Genomic DNA, 16,508 nt, shown 5'->3' on the forward strand with positions numbered 1-16,508 from the left:
TTGAAAACTTGGATCATACCCGGACGCCAATTTTTCTCTGCAAGCTTCTACGGCATGGCTGTCCGGATTCGTCAGACCTCCAATATCCAGATTGGCCGCATTCGAAACATGGGAAAATTCAGAAAACATTGTGCATGCAGCAACCGGCGAAGGCTGCCATTCACCCAGCCTTCGAAGTTCGGCAACACGGCCCGGCAGCGCTTCCGTTGGCGCAAGAAGCAATCATTCCCTGTTGAAATCTGCTGGGGCACGCCGGGTGAAGCAGTCGATGCCCTCTTTCACGAAGACATGCCGGAAAGAAATGCATTCCCAAACGTACTACGCCTCGCCTAGCACATTGCAAAAGCTGATGCGGCACAACGGCTTAGGCTTAGGCTTAGGCTTAGGCTTAGGCTTAGGAAGTGGTGCCCGGGGGCGGAATCGAACCACCGACACGAGGATTTTCAATCCACTGCTCTACCCCTGAGCTACCCGGGCACGGGAAGGCTGTTCGCCTTGGGTGGGGGCCTTCTATGCTCTGGGCGCGGCGGTGTCCAGAGGGTTTTTCAAAGAAAATCACTAATGACGGGTTTGGCGCGGATTTTCTTCCGACGCCAGCGCGCGTTCAACTTCTTCCACTGCGTTTTCAATGTCTTCCGGGTCCTGGCTCGGCACAGCATACGCACCGTTCAACCACTTCCCAAGATCGATATCGGCACAGCGTTTGGAACAGAAAGGGCGATAGCTCTGTTGCGATTCTCCGCCGCAGATCGGGCAGCTCATTTCAAGACCTCCCGAAGCGGGATACGGCCGCGCTTGCGCTGCAATTCGTAGTTCCCGAGATTGGTCCAGCCGGCCAGCACCGTCTCTTCGCTGTCCGCCCGGAACGCCGCCCGCAGCGCGGTTTCGAAGCCGCGGCGGTCCTTCTTCGGCATCGGCGCCAGATCCAGCACAATCTGGCCGCCCAGGCCGCGGACGCGCAAGGCGCGCGGCAGTATCTTGGCCAAGGCCATATTGGTCTTCACGCCTGCCGCCAGCGAGGTGTCGGAACCCGTATTGACGTCCACCGCCACCAGTGCCCGCGTCGGCTCGATGAACAGGAAACCGCCGCCCGGAAGCGGTTCACGGATGCCCTGCGCCACGTCGAGCGCATCCAGCACCCCCAAGCGTTCAAACCCGCCGGGTTCGCGCTCCACATCCGCAGGCTCCACCCAGTCGCGCCAGGCCAGCAGATGCGGGCCGTCGCCTTCAGCCAGAACCTCGGACTCCGTGCCCTCATCCTGCATCACCTGCGCCGCCAAGGCCGCCATGGCAGCGACATCCTCGGCGATCTCCCCGCTGTCCGCTCCGGCGCAGGCCGACCGCAGGATCAGCCCGTAACCCGAGCCGCCCATTTCCTCATGTGCGATCTCTAGCAGGCGGTCGCGCTCATCCTCGTCGCGGATGCTGCGGGAGATATTCAGCCCCGGCGCTTCCGGCGTTACGATGGCATAGCGGCTCTTGAACAAAAGCTTCTGGGTCACCGGGATCGCCTTGCCTGGTTCGGCAAAACCGGAGACTTGCACCAGAATCATCTGCCCAGGCGCCAGCCCCTTGACCTGGCGCAGGAAGGCCGGGCCGTCAGGCGTGGTCAGGAACATGCCCCCCTGCCCTTTCACCGGCCGGTCGGCACGGGCGCGGTAGACGGTGCCGGGAGCGGGCGCGTCGCTTTCAATCAGAAAGTCCTCAAGCTTGCCATCCACCATCAAGGCGGCGGCTTCGCGGTCCTGGATGTGATCGAGAATGATGGTGCGGCCCTTCATGCGGCGGCCTCCTGATACAGCGGCAGCCCGGCGGCGCGCAAAAGATTGGCAGTCTCGGACAGCGGCAGCCCGACGATCCCGGTGAAGGAGCCGCTGATCCAGGGGATGAACGCTCCGGCTGGGCCCTGAATAGCGTAGGCGCCGGCCTTGCCTTCCCAATCGCCCGAGGCAAGGTAGGCGTTCAGCTCTTCGTCCGAGAGGTTCTTCATCTTCACCTGGCTGACCACGTCCTTCTCCCAGACTTGTTCACCGCGGCGCACGGCAACAGCGGTGATGACCCGGTGGCGGCGCCCCGACAGCGCCAGTAGGAACTCGGCTGCTTCGCCCGCATCGCGCGGCTTGCCAAGAATGCGGCGGCCCAAAGCAACCGTGGTGTCAGCACAGAGAACAACATCTTCTGCCCCCGCGGGGATTGCCTGCGTTTTTTCCCGCGTCACCCGGGCGCAATAGGCCCGCGGCAGCTCGCCTTTCAGCGGTGTCTCGTCGATTTCCGGCGGGCGCACCGTGTCGGGATGCACCCCAAGCTGCGCCAAAAGCTGCAGCCGCCGCGGGCTGCCCGATCCCAGAATGAATGCCATGCCTTGGCCCTCTTACCTCTTCGCGCCCTGCATAAGGCCTCATCCGGCAATACGGAAGCAGCCCAAGGCTATTCCTCTTGCCCCAAATATCCCCGCCGCAGGGAACGGCCGCAAGGCCGCTTCAAAAACAAAAGCCCGGCGCGGTGCCGGGCTTTGTTTATTCAGTCAGACCAACAGCTTACTTGAAGCGGTAGTTGATCCGGCCCTTGGTCAGGTCATAAGGTGTCATTTCCACCTGGACCCGGTCGCCAGCCAGAACACGGATGCGGTTCTTGCGCATCTTGCCTGCCGTGTGTGCGATGATTTCATGGCCGTTTTCCAGCTCGACCCGAAACGTCGCATTAGGCAGGAGTTCCTTCACGACACCGGGAAATTCGAGCGTATCTTCCTTGGCCATGTTGTCTCCATAGTTACGTTATCCCGGCAAACTGCGGGACGTGCGCTTAAATGGGGGCATTTTCCCAATATTTCAAGGGCTCAATCAGGATAACGCGGCTTTTGTGACCGATTTTACCCGCGGCATTTGCTCCTCCCAATGAAGCCGGTTCAGCACCCCGCCATCGGCCCGAACATGGGCAATTGTGTCCAGATCCGCTTCCGCATAGGTCCAGCCCGGCTGGTTCAATTCCCCTTCGGCGAGCACGCCCGTTCCGGGGAAGCCCTTGTCAGGCGGGCCGAAAATGCCACCCATGCCAGTATTCAAGTCCACCGCTTCAGACCATTCATTGGCGCCCACGATCGAGGCCATTGCCGTGACGCACTGGTTTTCCAGTGCCCGGCTCATGGCGCCGATGCGCACCCGCCAGTAGCCCGCCAGCGCCTCGGTGCAGGAAGGGACGAGAATCACATCCGCCTCGGCCAGCGCCCGGCCCAGCAACGGGAACTCGCTGTCATAGCAGATCAGCACCCCGATTCTGCCCAGCGCTGTATCGAAGATCTTGAGCGGCCCGCCTCCGGTGATATCCCATTCCTCGCGCTCGAACCGGGTCATGATCTGCTTGTCCTGATGATCGCGGCCGCCAGACGGCGTATAGAATTCCGCCCGGTTCACCGGCCGTGCCAGCCCGCTGTTCACCGGAGCCGAAGCGCCCAGGATATGCACGCCGTACTCAGCAGCCAGCTTCAGGTGCAAAGCCGCGGCATCCTCCATTTTCTCAGACACCGAATGGATCGACCGCTCCAGATCGCCGGCCACCTTGGCGCCATCCAAAGTCGAAAGCTCCATCGCGCCGTATTCCGGGAACACCAGCAGGTCCGCGCCGTTGCCAGCAGCCTCGGCCACCCAGGCAGCAAGCTTGTCTTCATACTGGGCCCAGCTGTCGAGCCAATCGAGTGGATAAGCGGCAGTGGCGATTTTCATGGGCTCATCTCTCCTAATCAGCTCGCAATGCAGCTTTGCCCTGCAACGCGCCCTGGCGCAAGACGGCTGCCGACCTGCGCCCGCTGCAGGGCTTCAGCCGCCTGGCCATCTCCTAGGAACGCCGCATCGCAATTTTGCAACGGAATCCCCGGCTCGCCGCGTTTCATCTTGGTAAAGACCGGTTCTATAGCCATTCTCGAGCGCATCCACTCAATTCATTTTTCAATAAGGACCACTCCCTTGGCGACCAAACTTGACGACAAGAACCTGAAAGGCGTTATTGCCGACCTTCCCAAGAAAGGCTTCCGGACCAAATTCTGGCGTGAATACCGGGCCGGCGCCTGCAAGGGCAGCGGCGTGGGCAAATACATGGATCTGCTTGAGAAGATGGGCGTGCCCGCGTCCGGCGACCCGGCCAAGGCGGATCTGGACAAGATGCCGGAGATCGTCCAGGCCTTCAGTATGCTCGCCAATGCGATGCTGAAAGCGCGCGGAAAATGCGGCAAGCTGCAGTCGCACAGCAAGGATCTGTGCCTCGCCTATGGCAAGCTGATCGAGAAACGCGAGAATGCCGCCGCCGAACTGGCCCGCAATGCGGACAAGATCAAACAGAAGCAGATGGCGCAGCAGCTGAAGGTCGAAAAAGAAAACGAAGAGACCGACAAGCATCTGGCCAAGCTCAAGAAAGAGCATGAAGCCACCCGCAAGCTGATCCTCAAGGAGATCAAGGCAGCCGAGGTGCGCGCCAGGAAGATCGAGGCTGCCTGCCTCGATATCTCCAAGGATGTGAACGCCGCCTTGGACAAGCTGGAAGCAATCCAGAAAGCCTGGAAGACCGCTTACAACAAGGAAGGCTCGGACCAGTCCAAAATCGAGGCGCAGGCCGACAAGGGCATCCGCGACCTGACCAAGTCATTCAAGATCGACGCGCACGCAAAGAACGTGAAAGGCGCCCTGCCCAAGCTGTTCAAGGAACTGGCCGAGAACTACAAGCAGTTCAAACAGGAAGATTACAACAAGAAAGAATATGTTGCTGCCGGCCGGGCAGTGACCGCGGCCAAGCGCACCTTTGACGATGCCCGGGATTCCGTGAAGCTCTACGACACCCAGCAGAAAATCGCGCTGGAAGAGCTGCAGACCGCCCGCCCCGAAGGCGTGTGACGCTCATAAAAACAGGCGCTCGCTTGAGCGCCTGTTTGCCTTACAGATCGCGGATCCAGAATTGCAGCGGCTTCTGCGTCTCTTCAGCCTGATCCACATCTTTCCAGGAGAATTGCGCAATGGCGCCTTCCAGCGGTTCATAGCCGCGCTTGCGCCAGAACGGATCCAGCGGCGCGTAGCTGTCCGGGCGCAGCGGATGGTCCGCCGGGCGCTGCACACCGCAGAAGGCGGTTTTTGCAAACCCGTGCTTGCGGGCGTGGGCTTCGCGGGCATCAAAAAAGCCGTGGCCGACGCCATGGCCGCGGTATTCCGGCAGCAGCACGGACTCGGCGCAATAAAACACCTCGCCCAGGTCAACCCCGGTGTCTTTAAACGCTGCCGCAAAGTCATCGGCGTGTTCGGCCAGCGGCGCTCCTGTGGAGGCGCCAACCAGCCTGTCTCCATCAAAAGCGCCGACAACAACAGCGCGTTCGCTGTCGCGGTAGCTTTGCAGGTATTCCCGCTCATACCCTAGGTCGCCATCATAGAGATACGGCCAGGCCCGGAACACCGCGATGCGCAGGCGCGCCACATCGTCCAGCGCGGCTTCCAGCGCCGCGCCGGTCATGGCCTCAACCCGGATTGCCATTACTTGGAGACCTGGGCGATCCAATCCGCCAGGTTGTAATAGGTGGTCACGCGGGAAATCTTGCCGTCCTTCAGCTCAAAGAACGACCCGCCCGGCAGGCGGTAGGTCTGGCCCTTGGCGTCCGGCAGGCCTTCGTCGGTCTGCAGGTAGGTGCCGTTCACGATGAACTCGGCCGCGGCACGGGTGCCGTTCTCTGCCGAGAAAATCACCATATCGGTCAGCTCTTCCTTGTAGCAGCGGCTCATATGGGCGCAGAAATCGGCAAATTTCTCTTTGCCCACGCGGATCTGCCCCTCGTTCACGTGGTGGGCAATCTGCTCGTCCAGGCAGTCCAGCATGGCATCGGTGTCGCCTGCATTGAAGGCTGCGAAATAACGCTGAATGGTCTCGGTCATGATCTCTCCGTCGGTTCGCCCCAGCGCTTGATCAGGTGCTGGATGATTTGGTCACGGCTTTGCCTGTAGCTGTCTAGCTTGGCATCGCGTGTCTCGCCGAGCCCGGTAGGGTCCATAATCGGCCAATATTCGACATCGAGGTGGAAAAAACGGGTGAGTTCCAGCGCCCGGCGCTGGCTGGCGGGCGACAGGGCCACCACCAGGTCAAAGGACGACAGGTCATCGCCCCAGCGCTCCATCTCGTCAAACGAGCGCGAGCGGTGGCGCGACAGCTCCACCCCGATTTCCTGGCAGACCGAGATCGAAAAGCCGTCGATTTCCATGTCGTTCTTGACACCGGCGGACTGCACGTAGGTGCCGGTGCCATAGAATTTTTTCATAATGCCCTCGGCCATCGGAGAGCGGACCGAATTGTGGTCGCAACAGAACAGAACGGACTGCGGCAGCTCCTCCACGCGTCAGCCCCCGAAATGCAAGACGCAGATGAGGGTGAACAGGCGGCGGGCGGTGTCGGTGTCGACCTCGGCCTTGCCCTCCAGCCGTTCCTGCAGCACCCGGCTGCCCTCGTTGTGGATGCCGCGCCGCGCCATATCGATGGTCTCGATCTGGCTGGGCGGCATGGTCTTCACTGCGCTGAAGTAGCTCTCGCAGATCTGATAATAGTCCTTCACCACCTGCCGGAACGGCGACAGCGACAGATGGAACTCCGCCGCCTTCTCACCGCCTTCGGTGTTGATGTCGAAGACCAGCCGCTTGTCGCGGATCGCCAGTCCCAGATGGTACGGGCCTGCAGGCAGCTCGCGCCCGTCGCGGGACGGCAGCGTAAAGCTGTTTTCTTCGATCAGATCGTAGATCGCCACCTTGCGCTCCTGCTCGATTTCCGGCGTCGGCGGCGGCAGGTTGCGGTCGTCCAATTCAATCTGGCTGATGCGGCTCATGGGTCTTTGTCTCTGAAATGCGCAAGGGCGTCCGGCCATGAGTATCGCACCGCTGCGCCTGGGGCAATGCAGCAGGAGGCGTCAAAGCACAGGCCGTTTGCGGCAGTGGTTGACAGGCCGCACCGGCGCCCTCAGCCTGCCTGCAGCAGGAGACGGGATGATGACAGCACTTGAACAGTTTTCGCTCAAAGGCCGGCGCGCGCTGGTGACCGGGTCAACCGATGGTTTGGGTTTTGCCGCAGCCCGCCTGCTGGCGGAAGCCGGAGCCGAAGTCTGGGTCAACGGGCGCAGCCAGGACCGGGTGGAGCAAGCTCTGGCGCGGCTGCCCGGAACTGCCCGCCCGCTGGTCTTGGACGTGGCGGATGAGGAGGCCGCCCTTTCCGCCTTTGCAGGCCTTGCCGCGGCAGGCGGGCTCGATATCCTGGTCAATAACGTCGGCCAGCGCGACCGCCGCACCCTGCCCGAGTTCAGCCGTTCCGATCTGCAATCCCTGTGGGAGGTCGATCTGGTCGCCCCCTTCCGCCTGTCGCAATTGGCTGCAGCGCAGATGGAGGCCAAGGGCAGCGGGCGGATCATCAACATCTCGTCTATTGCCGGCCTCATCGCCCAGTCCGGCGACGCCGCCTATACCACCGCCAAGGCGGGTATCAACGGCATGACCAAGGCGCTGGCGGCCGAGCTTGGCCCCAAGGGTATCACCGTGAATGCGATTGCGCCGGGCTTCTTCAAGACCGCCCCGAACATGGCTGCGGCGGCAGACCCGGCCATTGCGGAAAAGCTGCAAAACGCAACCTGCCTCGGCCGCTGGGGCGAGCCGGAAGAACTGGCTCCCGCCATCCTCTTCCTGGCCTCGCCTGCAGCCTCTTACATCACCGGGCAAGTGCTGGCCGTTGATGGCGGCTACACCGCTCATTACTGAACGGCCTGCTGCTTCTTTCTAGTCCGAAATACCCCGGGGTGAATGCGCGGCACGCGCAGAGGGGCAGCGCCCCTTTCTGCCTCACCCGTTCAGCGCGTCCAGCCGGGCTGTGACCGACAGCCCGTGCGCTTCCAGGCTTTCGCTGTTTGCCAGCACCTCTGCCGCCGGGCCAATGGCCCGCAGCGAGTCCGGCGTCATCTGGCTCAGCGTGGTGCGTTTGAGGAAATCCATCACCGAGAGACCAGAGGAAAACCGGGCTGAACGGGCCGTTGGCAGCACGTGGTTGGGGCCGCCGACATAGTCGCCAATGGCCTCGGGCGTGTACTGGCCCAGGAAGATGGCGCCGGCATGGACCGTTTTCCCGCTCAAAGCCACAGGATCCGCGACGCAAAGCTCCAGATGCTCAGGGGCCACCCGGTTGGACAGCACGGCCGCCTCATCCAGATCGCGCACAGTGATCACTGCGCCGAAATCGCGCCAGGAGGCGCCGGCAATGGCGCGGCGCTCCAGCGTTTGCAGGCGTTTTTCCACAGCTTCGGCCACCGCCTGGCCAAAAGCCTCATCATCGGTGATCAGAATCGACTGGGCGCTTTCGTCGTGCTCGGCCTGGCTCATCAGGTCCAGCGCGATCCAGTCCGGATTGTTGTCCTTGTCCGCAATCACCAGGATTTCCGAAGGCCCGGCAATCATGTCGATGCCGACCTTTCCGAAGACCCGGCGCTTGGCTGCCGCGACAAAGGCGTTGCCCGGACCGGTGATCTTGTCCACCGGGGCAATGCTCTCGGTGCCATAGGCCAGCGCCGCCACGGCCTGTGCGCCGCCGACCCGGTAAATCTCATCAACACCCGACAGCCTTGCCGCCAGCAGCACCAGCGGATTGATCTGCCCGTCCGGCGCAGGCACGGTGATCGCCAGCCGCTCCACACCTGCCACCTTGGCTGGAATGGCGTTCATCAGCACTGACGACGGATAAGAGGCCAGCCCGCCCGGCACATAGAGCCCTGCCGCAGAGACGGCCGACCAGCGCCAGCCCAGGGTCGCACCGCTCTCGTCTGTCCATTGCGCATTCTCCGGCATCTGGCGCGCGTGATAGGCGCGGATGCGCTCCGCTGCCAGTTCCAGCGCTTCGCGTTCTTCGGCAGAGACCGCCGCGATGGCTGCATCCACCTCGGCATCAGTGAAACGCAGCCCCGAGGGCTGCAGCTCCAGCCGGTCGAATTTTGCGGTCAGCTCCACCAGTGCCGCATCTCCACGGCTGCGCACATCATCGATGATCCCGGCGACAATGGCATCCACATCCGGGCTGTCCTCGCGCTTGGCGCCCAGGAGCGCGGTGAAGGACTGCTCGAAATCGGAATCGGCGGTGTTCAGAAACTGCGGCATCGGGATCTCCTTTGGCCCCCGCATAGCGGCATGGGGGCGGAGCCTCAAGAATTATGGCGCCAGGCGGTGCAAATGGACGCAAGCGAGGGGCGCCGCCCCTCTTGGCCTGCGGCCAATTCACCCCGGGCGTATTTGAAACCAGAAAGAAGCAGCAGTCCGGCTTCAGCCGAAGCCTTTGCGCATCGGGATACAGGACACGCCGCAGCAGGCCTCGGGCTCGTCCAGAGGACGCCATCCTCTTGCGCGATAGAATTCAAGCGCCGTGCGGGTGGCATTCAGCCGCCCCTCGCGGCAGCCAGCTTCCTGCAGCTGCGTTTCCAGATGGCTCAGCATTGCCGAGCCTGCCCCCAATCCGGCAGCCGGCGGGCAGGTATAGAGGAGAGAAATGGCCCCATCAGGCGCTATGCCGCACACACCGGCTGCTGCCCCGTTTTGGATTGCCAGCCAGTAGCGGCCGGGGCCGCCGACCCATTTCCGGATCTGATCCGGGGACTTATCCGCCGTCCAATCTGCGATCCGTGCGGCATCGCCCAGGTGGTCGGCATGGCAGAGCTCCCGGATCGAGGCCGTCAGGATGCGGCTCATGTCAAAAACGTCAAAGACGGTGGCCGGGCGGATCTGCAGCTGCGGCACTGCAACAGGCGCGAAGGCCTGCGAAATGCCGCGCTTGTTCTGCACCGGTCAGTCCCCGTGGTCCGGCGCCTGGCCAGATGGGGCGCGATAGGGGCGGGTGACATCGCGCAGGGAAACTTCCAGCGCTTCGACCGACAAACGCAGGGCCCCGTCGCCTGCCAGGGTCAGCAGCACATGGCCGGTGCCGTCTTCACCGGGCTCGAAACTGACCGAGAGCAGCGAAAGAATCAGATCCTTGTCCTTGCGGTCCACCCCTTGGGAGGAAACCCCCAGCACATTGTTCACCACCAGAAGCGACTGCACCCGCTCATAGGCCCGGCCGCGGCGTTCTGCAGCGTCGCGGTCTTCCCAGCGGAACCGGTTGAGCAAAAGGGCAAAGCGGCGCTCGGAAGCGCGCCAGCTCATTTCGGTGACCGGAAACACCGCGTCCTGCAGCAGCGAGGAGACGACCTTGAGGTCCTCCTCCTCCATGGCGCCCAGGTTCAGCGGAACCTCACGGCCGTCGTCAAAGCTTGCATCCGCCATCACTGTTCCTTGATCCGTTCGATTTTGGCGCCGACGCCGGAGAGTTTGCGCACCACATGCTCATAGCCGCGGTCCAGGTGGTAGACCCGGCTGACCGTGGTTTCGCCCTCAGCTGCAAGACCCGCCAGAATCAGCGAGACCGAGGCCCGCAGGTCGGTGGCCATCACAGGCGCGCCCTTGAGTTTTTCCACGCCGGTCACCGTCGCCGTGCCGCCATGCACCTCGATCTGCGCTCCCATGCGCACCAGTTCCGGCGCATGCATGAAGCGGTTCTCGAAGATCTTCTCCTCCAGAACCGACGTGCCCTCGGCGGTGCACATCAGTGCCATCATCTGCGCTTGCAGGTCCGTCGGGAACCCCGGGAAGGGTTCGGTCACCACATCCACTGCCGAGACACGGCCGTTCTTGCGGGCAACCTTCAGCCCCTTATCCGTCTCCGTCACCTGAATGCCTGCAGCATCCAGTTTCTCGCAGAAGGATCCCACCAGCGAGATCCGGCCGCCCAGCAGCTCCACTTCGCCGCCGCAGATCGCCGGCGCCAGCATGTAGGTGCCAAGCTCGATCCGGTCGGTCACCACCTGGTGGGTCGCGCCATGCAGACGGTCGACGCCCTGAATGGTGATGTCGGGGGAGCCGTCGCCCTCGATCTGCGCACCCATCTTGCGCAGGCAATCGGCCAGGTCGACGATCTCCGGCTCGCGGGCAGCGTTTTTGATGACCGTGGTGCCCTTGGCCAGCGTTGCAGCCATCATGATGTTCTCGGTGGCGCCAACGGAAGCAAAGCTCAGCTCGATCACTGCCCCTTTGAGGCCGTTCGGCGCCTTGGCGTGCAGGTAGCCGTCTTTCAGCTCGATCTCGGCGCCCAGCGCCTCGAGCCCATGAATATGCAGGTCCATCGGACGGGCGCCGATGGCGCAGCCGCCGGGCAGCGAGACCACCGCCTGCCCCAGCCGCGCCAGCATCGGGCCCAGCACCAGGTTGGAGGCACGCATCTTGCGCACGATATCATAGTCGGCGACGTGGCTGGTCAGGTCATGGCTCGACATTGCGAGCACCTGGCCGTCCTGCAGGCTGGAAACCTCGGCGCCCAGCGACTGCAGCAGCAGCGTCATGGTTTTGATGTCGCTCAGCCGCGGCGCATTGGTCAGCGTCAGCGGTTCTTCGCTCAAAAGCGTCGCCGGCATCAGGGTGAGGCAGGCGTTTTTGGCCCCTGCGATCGGAATCTGCCCGTTCAGCGGGCCATTGCCAGTTACCAGAATCGAATCCATCTGCCGTTACTCTCCGCTTTTGCCCGTATCCTGGTCCTGCTTATCCGCCCGCGCCTTGGCCTGTGCCTTGCGCCGGGCCATGTTAGCCTTGAGCGCCGCCTTCAGCCGGTCTTCGCGGGAGGCCGCTGAGCCGTCGTTTTTCGGTGTTTTCTTCTCTGCCATAAGACTTCTGTAACTTAGTGCGAAAAAACCGTCCAGAATGCTCTTGCGCCCCTCCGCGTTTATGCCTAAAAGCCCCCTCACCGGCGCTGCTGTAGCTCAGAGGTAGAGCACTCCCTTGGTAAGGGAGAGGTCGAGAGTTCAATTCTCTCCAGCAGCACCATCTTCCAAAAAACAAACGATTTCAAAGACCTGCAGCTGACTAGCACTGCTGTTTGACGCGCTTTCTGCCCGTGCCTGCGTCCTTTGAGGGCAAGAGTTGCAGGAAAATAAGGGAAAATTGCCGTCCCAGGCGGACAGCCGCCTCGCTGCAGCAGCAGAGCGTCTGCCCGCGCGGCGGGAGCGCTGCCCCACTGCGGTCCCGCTCCGGGCACTGCGGCCCGCCCGCTGCCGCTCCGGACAGGAGAATCATAGCGGAGCCGGATGATTCGCCCCTCCGCCGCAACGCCACAAACAAAAATGAACCGGCCTAAATGCGGCTTACAGCCCGGCAAATGACGCAAATCCGGGGTTCTGGAGCATATTTTAACGCGGCTGAAATGAATCCGCCTGACTGTCGTCTCCCATCTAGCGCCACCCAGCTGGCACCGCCGATGGCCATCGCAGGCTGACCGGCAGACTGAAATGTTGATGGGAACTACGCTGCAATGACTCGACTGTTTAAATTCTGGGGCAACATGCGATTAGGCCGCAAACTGCCCCTCTCCATCGCTGCTCCGACAATTCTTCTCACCCTTGCTTCCGGCTTTTTCTTTGCCTGGGAGGCCGGGCAGGCGCTGAAAGCCAATCGCGAAGCGGCTTATGCCACATTGCTGGAAGAGCGTAAGGAGGCACTGGAGAACTGGGTCGGAACCCTGCGTTCGCAAACCCGCACCTTGGTCGCCAGCAAAGCGGTTGAGACGGCCTTGCGCGATTTTTCCAACGGCTTCTACTCGCTGGGCGACGATCCCGCGGGTTACTTGCGCGCGACTTATGCCGACGGCAACCCGAATCCTGCAGGCGAGCGGTACAAGCTGCTGGATGCCAAAGACAAATCCGCCTGGTCGATACGTCACAAGATGAACCACACCGGCTTTGTCACATTCCTGGAGGAACAGGGTTTCCTGGACGCCTATCTTTTGGATGTGCAGGGCAACATGGTCTATTCAGTCCACAAGAATGAAGATTTTGCTCTGAATTACCTCGACGGCCCTTATAAAGACAGCGGCCTGGGCCAGGCTTTCCAAACGGCGCTTGAGCTGGAACAGGGCAATGTGTTCCTGTCGCAGATGGCGGCCTATGAGGCCGATGGCGGTGCCGCCGCCATGTTTATTTCCTCACCGATCTTCAAGCGCGGCGCGATCATGGGCGCTTTGGTGCTGCGGGTACCGGTCGGCGACATTGCCGGCATCCTTTCGCATTCTTCTTTGCTTGGCGAAACCGGTCAGGCTTATTTGGTGCGCGGCGATGGCATTGCCCTGACCGCTTCCGATCGCGAAGGCGGCCATCAGATCCTGTCGCAGCTGCCGGACTTGCAGCAGATCGCAGCGGCCATCTCCGGCGGCGAAAGCAGTTTTTCCGGCACTCCCGGCCTCTCCGGCCAGCCGGTTGAAGCAATGGCCGCAGGCATCGGCCTGGAAGACCGGACCTGGGGCATCGTTCTGGAAGTGGACAGCGCCGAAGCGCTGGCCGCACAAAACAGCCTGTCCAACGCTGCCATGCTGCAGGCTGTTGGCGTGGCCCTGGCCGTGGCGCTGCTGTCCTGGATCGCAGCCCGCAGCATTGCCCGCAAAGTTTCAGCCCTGTCCGACAGCGTCGAGCATATCGCCGCCAAGGACTACAATCATCCGGTTGCCGGCAACGGCACCGGAGATGAATTCGGCAATATCGCGGGCATTCTTGAAGGCTTCAAAACCGACCTGCAAAACGCGCAGATTGCCGAAGAAGAGCGGGCCGAAGCACAGCGGGAACAGGATCTGGTTGTGAACGAGCTGCGCAACGGGCTCACGCATCTGGCGAAGGGCGATTTCTCGAGCACAATCGAAACTCCGTTCCCCGAAGCCTACAAAGGCCTGCGCCTCGACTTCAATCAGACGGTCGATACGCTGAACGCAACCGTGCGCGAGGTGGTGGAAGCCACCACCAGTATCCGCAGCGGCACCCATGAGATCAGCCAGGCCTCGGACGACCTGTCGCAGCGCACCGAAAGCCAGGCGGCAACGCTGGAGCAGACCGCAGCGGCGCTGGATCAGATGACCGCCAGCGTCAAGGCAGCAGCCGATGGCGCGCGCGGGGTGGAAAACGCCATGAACGAAGCCCGCGACGAGGCAAAAACCAGCGGTGAAGTTGTTCAGAACGCCGTCGCCGCAATGACCGAGATCGAGCAATCCTCGGCACATATCTCGCAGATCATCACCGTGATCGACGACATCGCCTTCCAAACCAACCTGCTGGCGCTCAACGCCGGGGTCGAGGCTGCCCGCGCGGGGGAAGCAGGCCGCGGCTTTGCAGTGGTGGCCTCGGAAGTGCGGGCGCTGGCGCAGCGCTCCTCGGATGCGGCGATGGAAATCAAAACCCTGATCTCCAACTCCGGCGAGCAGGTGGAGAAAGGTGTCGATCTGGTCGGCAAGGCCGGCGAAGCGCTGAACAGCATCGTCACGCAGGTCACCCATATTTCAGGGCTGGTCTCGGGTATTGCCGAAGGCGCCGCCGAGCAGTCCACCGGCATTGGAGAGATCAACACCGGCGTCATGCAGCTGGATCAGGTAACCCAGCAAAACGCCGCTATGGTGGAACAGATGACTGCTGCGGGCCAGCTGCTGAATGGTGACGCCTCCAAACTGGCGGGACTGGTTGCTCAGTTCAACGTCGGGGAGGAGATGGCTGCACCGCCTCAGGCGGCCGAACCGGAGCTGCCTTCCGCGCACGGGTCCGGCTGGGATGATCTGGAGGCGGATGAACCCGCCGCCCTTCCAGCCTCAGACGGGTCCGCCGCATTGGCGAAATGGCAGGACTTCTAGTCCTGCCAGCCCCCCGCCCGCCAGGCAGGGCCAGTGAGGGAAAGAGTTGAGAATTCCCGCCAATCGGACTTTAAAGAGGTTTTAGGACAGAACACGGGGCTTGGCATGCCGTGCCCCCAGCCTCCCGGCGGTGTTTCACGCAAAGGCAAAGGTGACTAGATGGCCGTGTTCAAACTACCCGGAACCTGGCTGCGGGCGCTCGGCAACCGGACGCATCTGCCCGCGCTGCTTGCTCTGGCCGTTGTTTGCGCTGCGGGCTACTTTGCCGAACGGCAGAACGCAACTATCCACCACCAATCAGAACGTGCCGAGGTCCAGCGCAAAGCCGGGCTGATCAAGTCCCGCCTGGAAGGGCAATTGAACGGCGACTACCAGCGCCTGCGCGGGCTTGCAGCGGTGCTGGCCATCGAGCCTGATATGCAGCAAGACCAGTTCAGCAGGCTGGCAGGACAGGTGCTCGAAGGCCAAACTGCCATTCGCCACATTGCTGCAGCTCCGGGCCTGGTGATTTCACTGATCCACCCCATTGCCGGAAATGAATCGGCCCTCGGGCTGGACTACAATAAAAATGACGCACAGCGCGAAGCGGCCTACCGGGTGCGCGACAGCGGCGAAATGGTGCTGGCCGGCCCGGTAAAGCTGGTGCAGGGCGGGTCGGGGTTCATCTACCGGCTGCCAATCTTCACCGGGGCCGGGACTGAGCGGCGTTTTTGGGGCATCCTGTCCGCGGTTGTCGAGACCAAGACACTCTATGCCGCCACCGGCCTGGAAGGCAGCAGCAATGGGCTTGAACTTGCTCTGACCGGCCAGGACGGCACCGGCGCGGCGGGGCGGCAGTTTTTCGGTGCTGCCGGCACGCTGGCCGGCGATCAGGTGCTGCTGGACATCAACCTGCCGGCTGGCGCCTGGCAACTGGCCGCCCGGCCCCAGGGCGGCTGGCAGGAGCAGCCCGGCAATCTGTGGCCATTGCGGCTGGCACTGCTGGGTGCCGGGATGCTGATCGTCTTCCCGACCTTCCTGGCCGGCAGGCTGTCTGCGGCCCGCCAGATAGCGATCGGCAAACTGCGCCGGCGGGAAACGGAGCTGGAAGCGGTCTCGCGGCGGCTGGAAATTGCGGTCAAGACCTCGCGGGTCGGGATCTGGGAATGCTGTACGGAGAACCTGAGCGTCAGCTGGGACAGCCGGATGCATGAACTTTATGACGCACCCAAGGAAAACGGCCCTCTGACCGGAAACGACTGGAGCGCCAGGCTGCACCCGCAGGACCGCGACCGGGTCATGCAGGCGCTGACGGCGGCGGAACAGGGCAAGACGAATTTTGCCGCGGAGTTCCGTATCGTGCTGGACAACGGAACCGTTAAACACATCCGGGCGCTGGCCAGCCCATTCAAAGACACTCAGGGACGTGACTGGATGATAGGCGTCAACTGGAATGTGTCCGAAGATGTCCATCTGCGCGAGGAACTGATCCGCGCCAACCAGAAACTGTCCGAACGCAACAGCGAACTTAAACAAGGCAAGCAGGCCCTCGAACGGGCGCATGCCGAACTGCAGAAACAGCAGGAAGAGCTTCACCGCCTGTCGCTGGTCGCCAAACACGCCTCAGACAGCATCATACTTACTGATGCGCAGCGGCGTATCCTCTGGGTCAATGACGCGTTCACCCGTGCCACCGGCTATGCCGGAATTGAGGCCGTCGGCCGGACACCGTCCGACCTGCTGGATGGCCCCAAGACCGATTTGGGCGTGATCCGGGAAATGAACCGCCATAAGGACAGCGG

Annotated in this window: 19 protein-coding genes and 2 tRNA genes; 6 read left to right on the forward strand and 15 right to left on the reverse strand. The window is 62.4% G+C overall.

The window, feature by feature from the left end:
* Positions 1-333, forward strand: coding sequence for a hypothetical protein (locus RA20_RS25445; RefSeq protein ID WP_152618537.1), 333 nt, complete (start codon positions 1-3; stop codon positions 331-333).
* A gap of 69 nt (positions 334-402) precedes the next feature.
* Here the strand turns inward: RA20_RS25445 and RA20_RS17400 are convergent.
* From RA20_RS17400 to RA20_RS17425, 6 genes are all read right to left on the reverse strand, one after another.
* Positions 403-477 (reverse strand) — tRNA-Phe (locus RA20_RS17400).
* Positions 478-558: 81 nt separating this feature from the next.
* Positions 559-762, reverse strand: coding sequence for a DNA gyrase inhibitor YacG (locus RA20_RS17405; RefSeq protein WP_039131603.1), 204 nt, complete (start codon positions 760-762; stop codon positions 559-561).
* Positions 759-1,781, reverse strand: a complete 1,023-nt coding sequence (locus tag RA20_RS17410) for a ribonuclease E/G (RefSeq protein WP_039131606.1) — start codon at positions 1,779-1,781, stop codon at positions 759-761. The genes RA20_RS17405 and RA20_RS17410 overlap by 4 nt, the downstream gene beginning before the upstream one ends.
* The gene (locus RA20_RS17415; protein ID WP_039131608.1) at positions 1,778-2,359 is read right to left on the reverse strand and encodes a Maf family protein; all 582 of its coding nucleotides are present in this window, start codon (positions 2,357-2,359) and stop codon (positions 1,778-1,780) included. The genes RA20_RS17410 and RA20_RS17415 overlap by 4 nt, the downstream gene beginning before the upstream one ends.
* 178 nt (positions 2,360-2,537) lie before the next feature.
* Positions 2,538-2,756, reverse strand: a complete 219-nt coding sequence (gene infA / locus RA20_RS17420) for a translation initiation factor IF-1 (RefSeq protein WP_005620785.1) — start codon at positions 2,754-2,756, stop codon at positions 2,538-2,540.
* A gap of 84 nt (positions 2,757-2,840) precedes the next feature.
* A complete protein-coding gene (locus tag RA20_RS17425; protein WP_039131622.1) occupies positions 2,841-3,719 on the reverse strand; it encodes a carbon-nitrogen hydrolase family protein in 879 nt (292 codons plus the stop codon).
* A gap of 240 nt (positions 3,720-3,959) precedes the next feature.
* Here RA20_RS17425 and RA20_RS17430 point away from each other — a divergent pair, with 240 nt between their 5' ends.
* Entirely contained in the window at positions 3,960-4,880 is a 921-nt protein-coding gene (locus RA20_RS17430; protein ID WP_039131625.1) for a hypothetical protein, read from the forward strand.
* 40 nt (positions 4,881-4,920) lie between these two features.
* On the opposite strand, the gene RA20_RS17435 is transcribed toward RA20_RS17430, so the two are convergent.
* From RA20_RS17435 to RA20_RS17450, 4 genes are read right to left on the reverse strand one after another with little or no spacing between them, the layout of a single operon-like run.
* Positions 4,921-5,508 (reverse strand): GNAT family N-acetyltransferase, encoded by a 588-nt coding sequence (locus RA20_RS17435; protein ID WP_039131628.1) that lies wholly within the window; start codon positions 5,506-5,508, stop codon positions 4,921-4,923.
* Entirely contained in the window at positions 5,508-5,903 is a 396-nt protein-coding gene (locus RA20_RS17440) for a ketosteroid isomerase-related protein (protein ID WP_039131630.1), read from the reverse strand. The genes RA20_RS17435 and RA20_RS17440 overlap by 1 nt, the downstream gene beginning before the upstream one ends.
* Positions 5,900-6,358, reverse strand: a complete 459-nt coding sequence (locus RA20_RS17445; RefSeq protein WP_039131633.1) for an arsenate-mycothiol transferase ArsC — start codon at positions 6,356-6,358, stop codon at positions 5,900-5,902. The genes RA20_RS17440 and RA20_RS17445 overlap by 4 nt, the downstream gene beginning before the upstream one ends.
* 3 nt (positions 6,359-6,361) lie before the next feature.
* A complete protein-coding gene (locus tag RA20_RS17450; protein WP_039131635.1) occupies positions 6,362-6,841 on the reverse strand; it encodes a UPF0262 family protein in 480 nt (159 codons plus the stop codon).
* A 160-nt stretch (positions 6,842-7,001) separates the two neighbouring features.
* Here RA20_RS17450 and RA20_RS17455 point away from each other — a divergent pair, with 160 nt between their 5' ends.
* Positions 7,002-7,760, forward strand: coding sequence for an SDR family oxidoreductase (locus RA20_RS17455; protein ID WP_039131649.1), 759 nt, complete (start codon positions 7,002-7,004; stop codon positions 7,758-7,760).
* An 81-nt stretch (positions 7,761-7,841) separates the two neighbouring features.
* On the opposite strand, the gene hisD is transcribed toward RA20_RS17455, so the two are convergent.
* The 5 genes from hisD to RA20_RS25830 form a co-directional block, all read right to left on the reverse strand.
* On the reverse strand, positions 7,842-9,143 hold the full coding sequence (hisD, locus tag RA20_RS17460; RefSeq protein WP_039131638.1) for a histidinol dehydrogenase: 1,302 nt from the start codon (positions 9,141-9,143) through the stop codon (positions 7,842-7,844).
* A gap of 162 nt (positions 9,144-9,305) precedes the next feature.
* A complete protein-coding gene (locus RA20_RS17465; protein ID WP_039131640.1) occupies positions 9,306-9,821 on the reverse strand; it encodes a GNAT family N-acetyltransferase in 516 nt (171 codons plus the stop codon).
* Positions 9,822-9,824: 3 nt separating this feature from the next.
* A complete protein-coding gene (locus RA20_RS17470; RefSeq protein WP_039131642.1) occupies positions 9,825-10,301 on the reverse strand; it encodes a DUF2948 family protein in 477 nt (158 codons plus the stop codon).
* Positions 10,301-11,569, reverse strand: coding sequence for a UDP-N-acetylglucosamine 1-carboxyvinyltransferase (gene murA, locus RA20_RS17475; RefSeq protein WP_039131644.1), 1,269 nt, complete (start codon positions 11,567-11,569; stop codon positions 10,301-10,303). Before murA ends, RA20_RS17470 begins: the two co-directional genes overlap by 1 nt.
* Before the next feature lie 6 nt (positions 11,570-11,575).
* Positions 11,576-11,731: a hypothetical protein gene (locus tag RA20_RS25830; protein ID WP_008556790.1), complete on the reverse strand. Its 156-nt coding sequence runs from the start codon at positions 11,729-11,731 to the stop codon at positions 11,576-11,578.
* An 85-nt stretch (positions 11,732-11,816) separates the two neighbouring features.
* On the opposite strand from RA20_RS25830, the gene RA20_RS17480 reads away from it, so the two are divergent.
* The 3 genes from RA20_RS17480 to RA20_RS17490 form a co-directional block, all read left to right on the forward strand.
* Positions 11,817-11,891, forward strand: a tRNA-Thr gene (locus RA20_RS17480).
* A gap of 484 nt (positions 11,892-12,375) precedes the next feature.
* Positions 12,376-14,727 carry a methyl-accepting chemotaxis protein gene (locus tag RA20_RS17485; RefSeq protein ID WP_152618538.1) on the forward strand — a complete coding sequence of 784 codons (2,352 nt, stop codon included), beginning with the start codon at positions 12,376-12,378 and terminating at the stop codon, positions 14,725-14,727.
* 159 nt (positions 14,728-14,886) lie between these two features.
* On the forward strand, positions 14,887-16,508 hold a 1,622-nt coding region (locus tag RA20_RS17490; protein WP_152618539.1), incomplete at its 3' end, for a CHASE domain-containing protein.

Origin of the sequence: Leisingera sp. ANG-Vp, assembly GCF_000813725.1 — a bacterium.
Taxonomy (GTDB): Bacteria; Pseudomonadota; Alphaproteobacteria; order Rhodobacterales; family Rhodobacteraceae; genus Leisingera.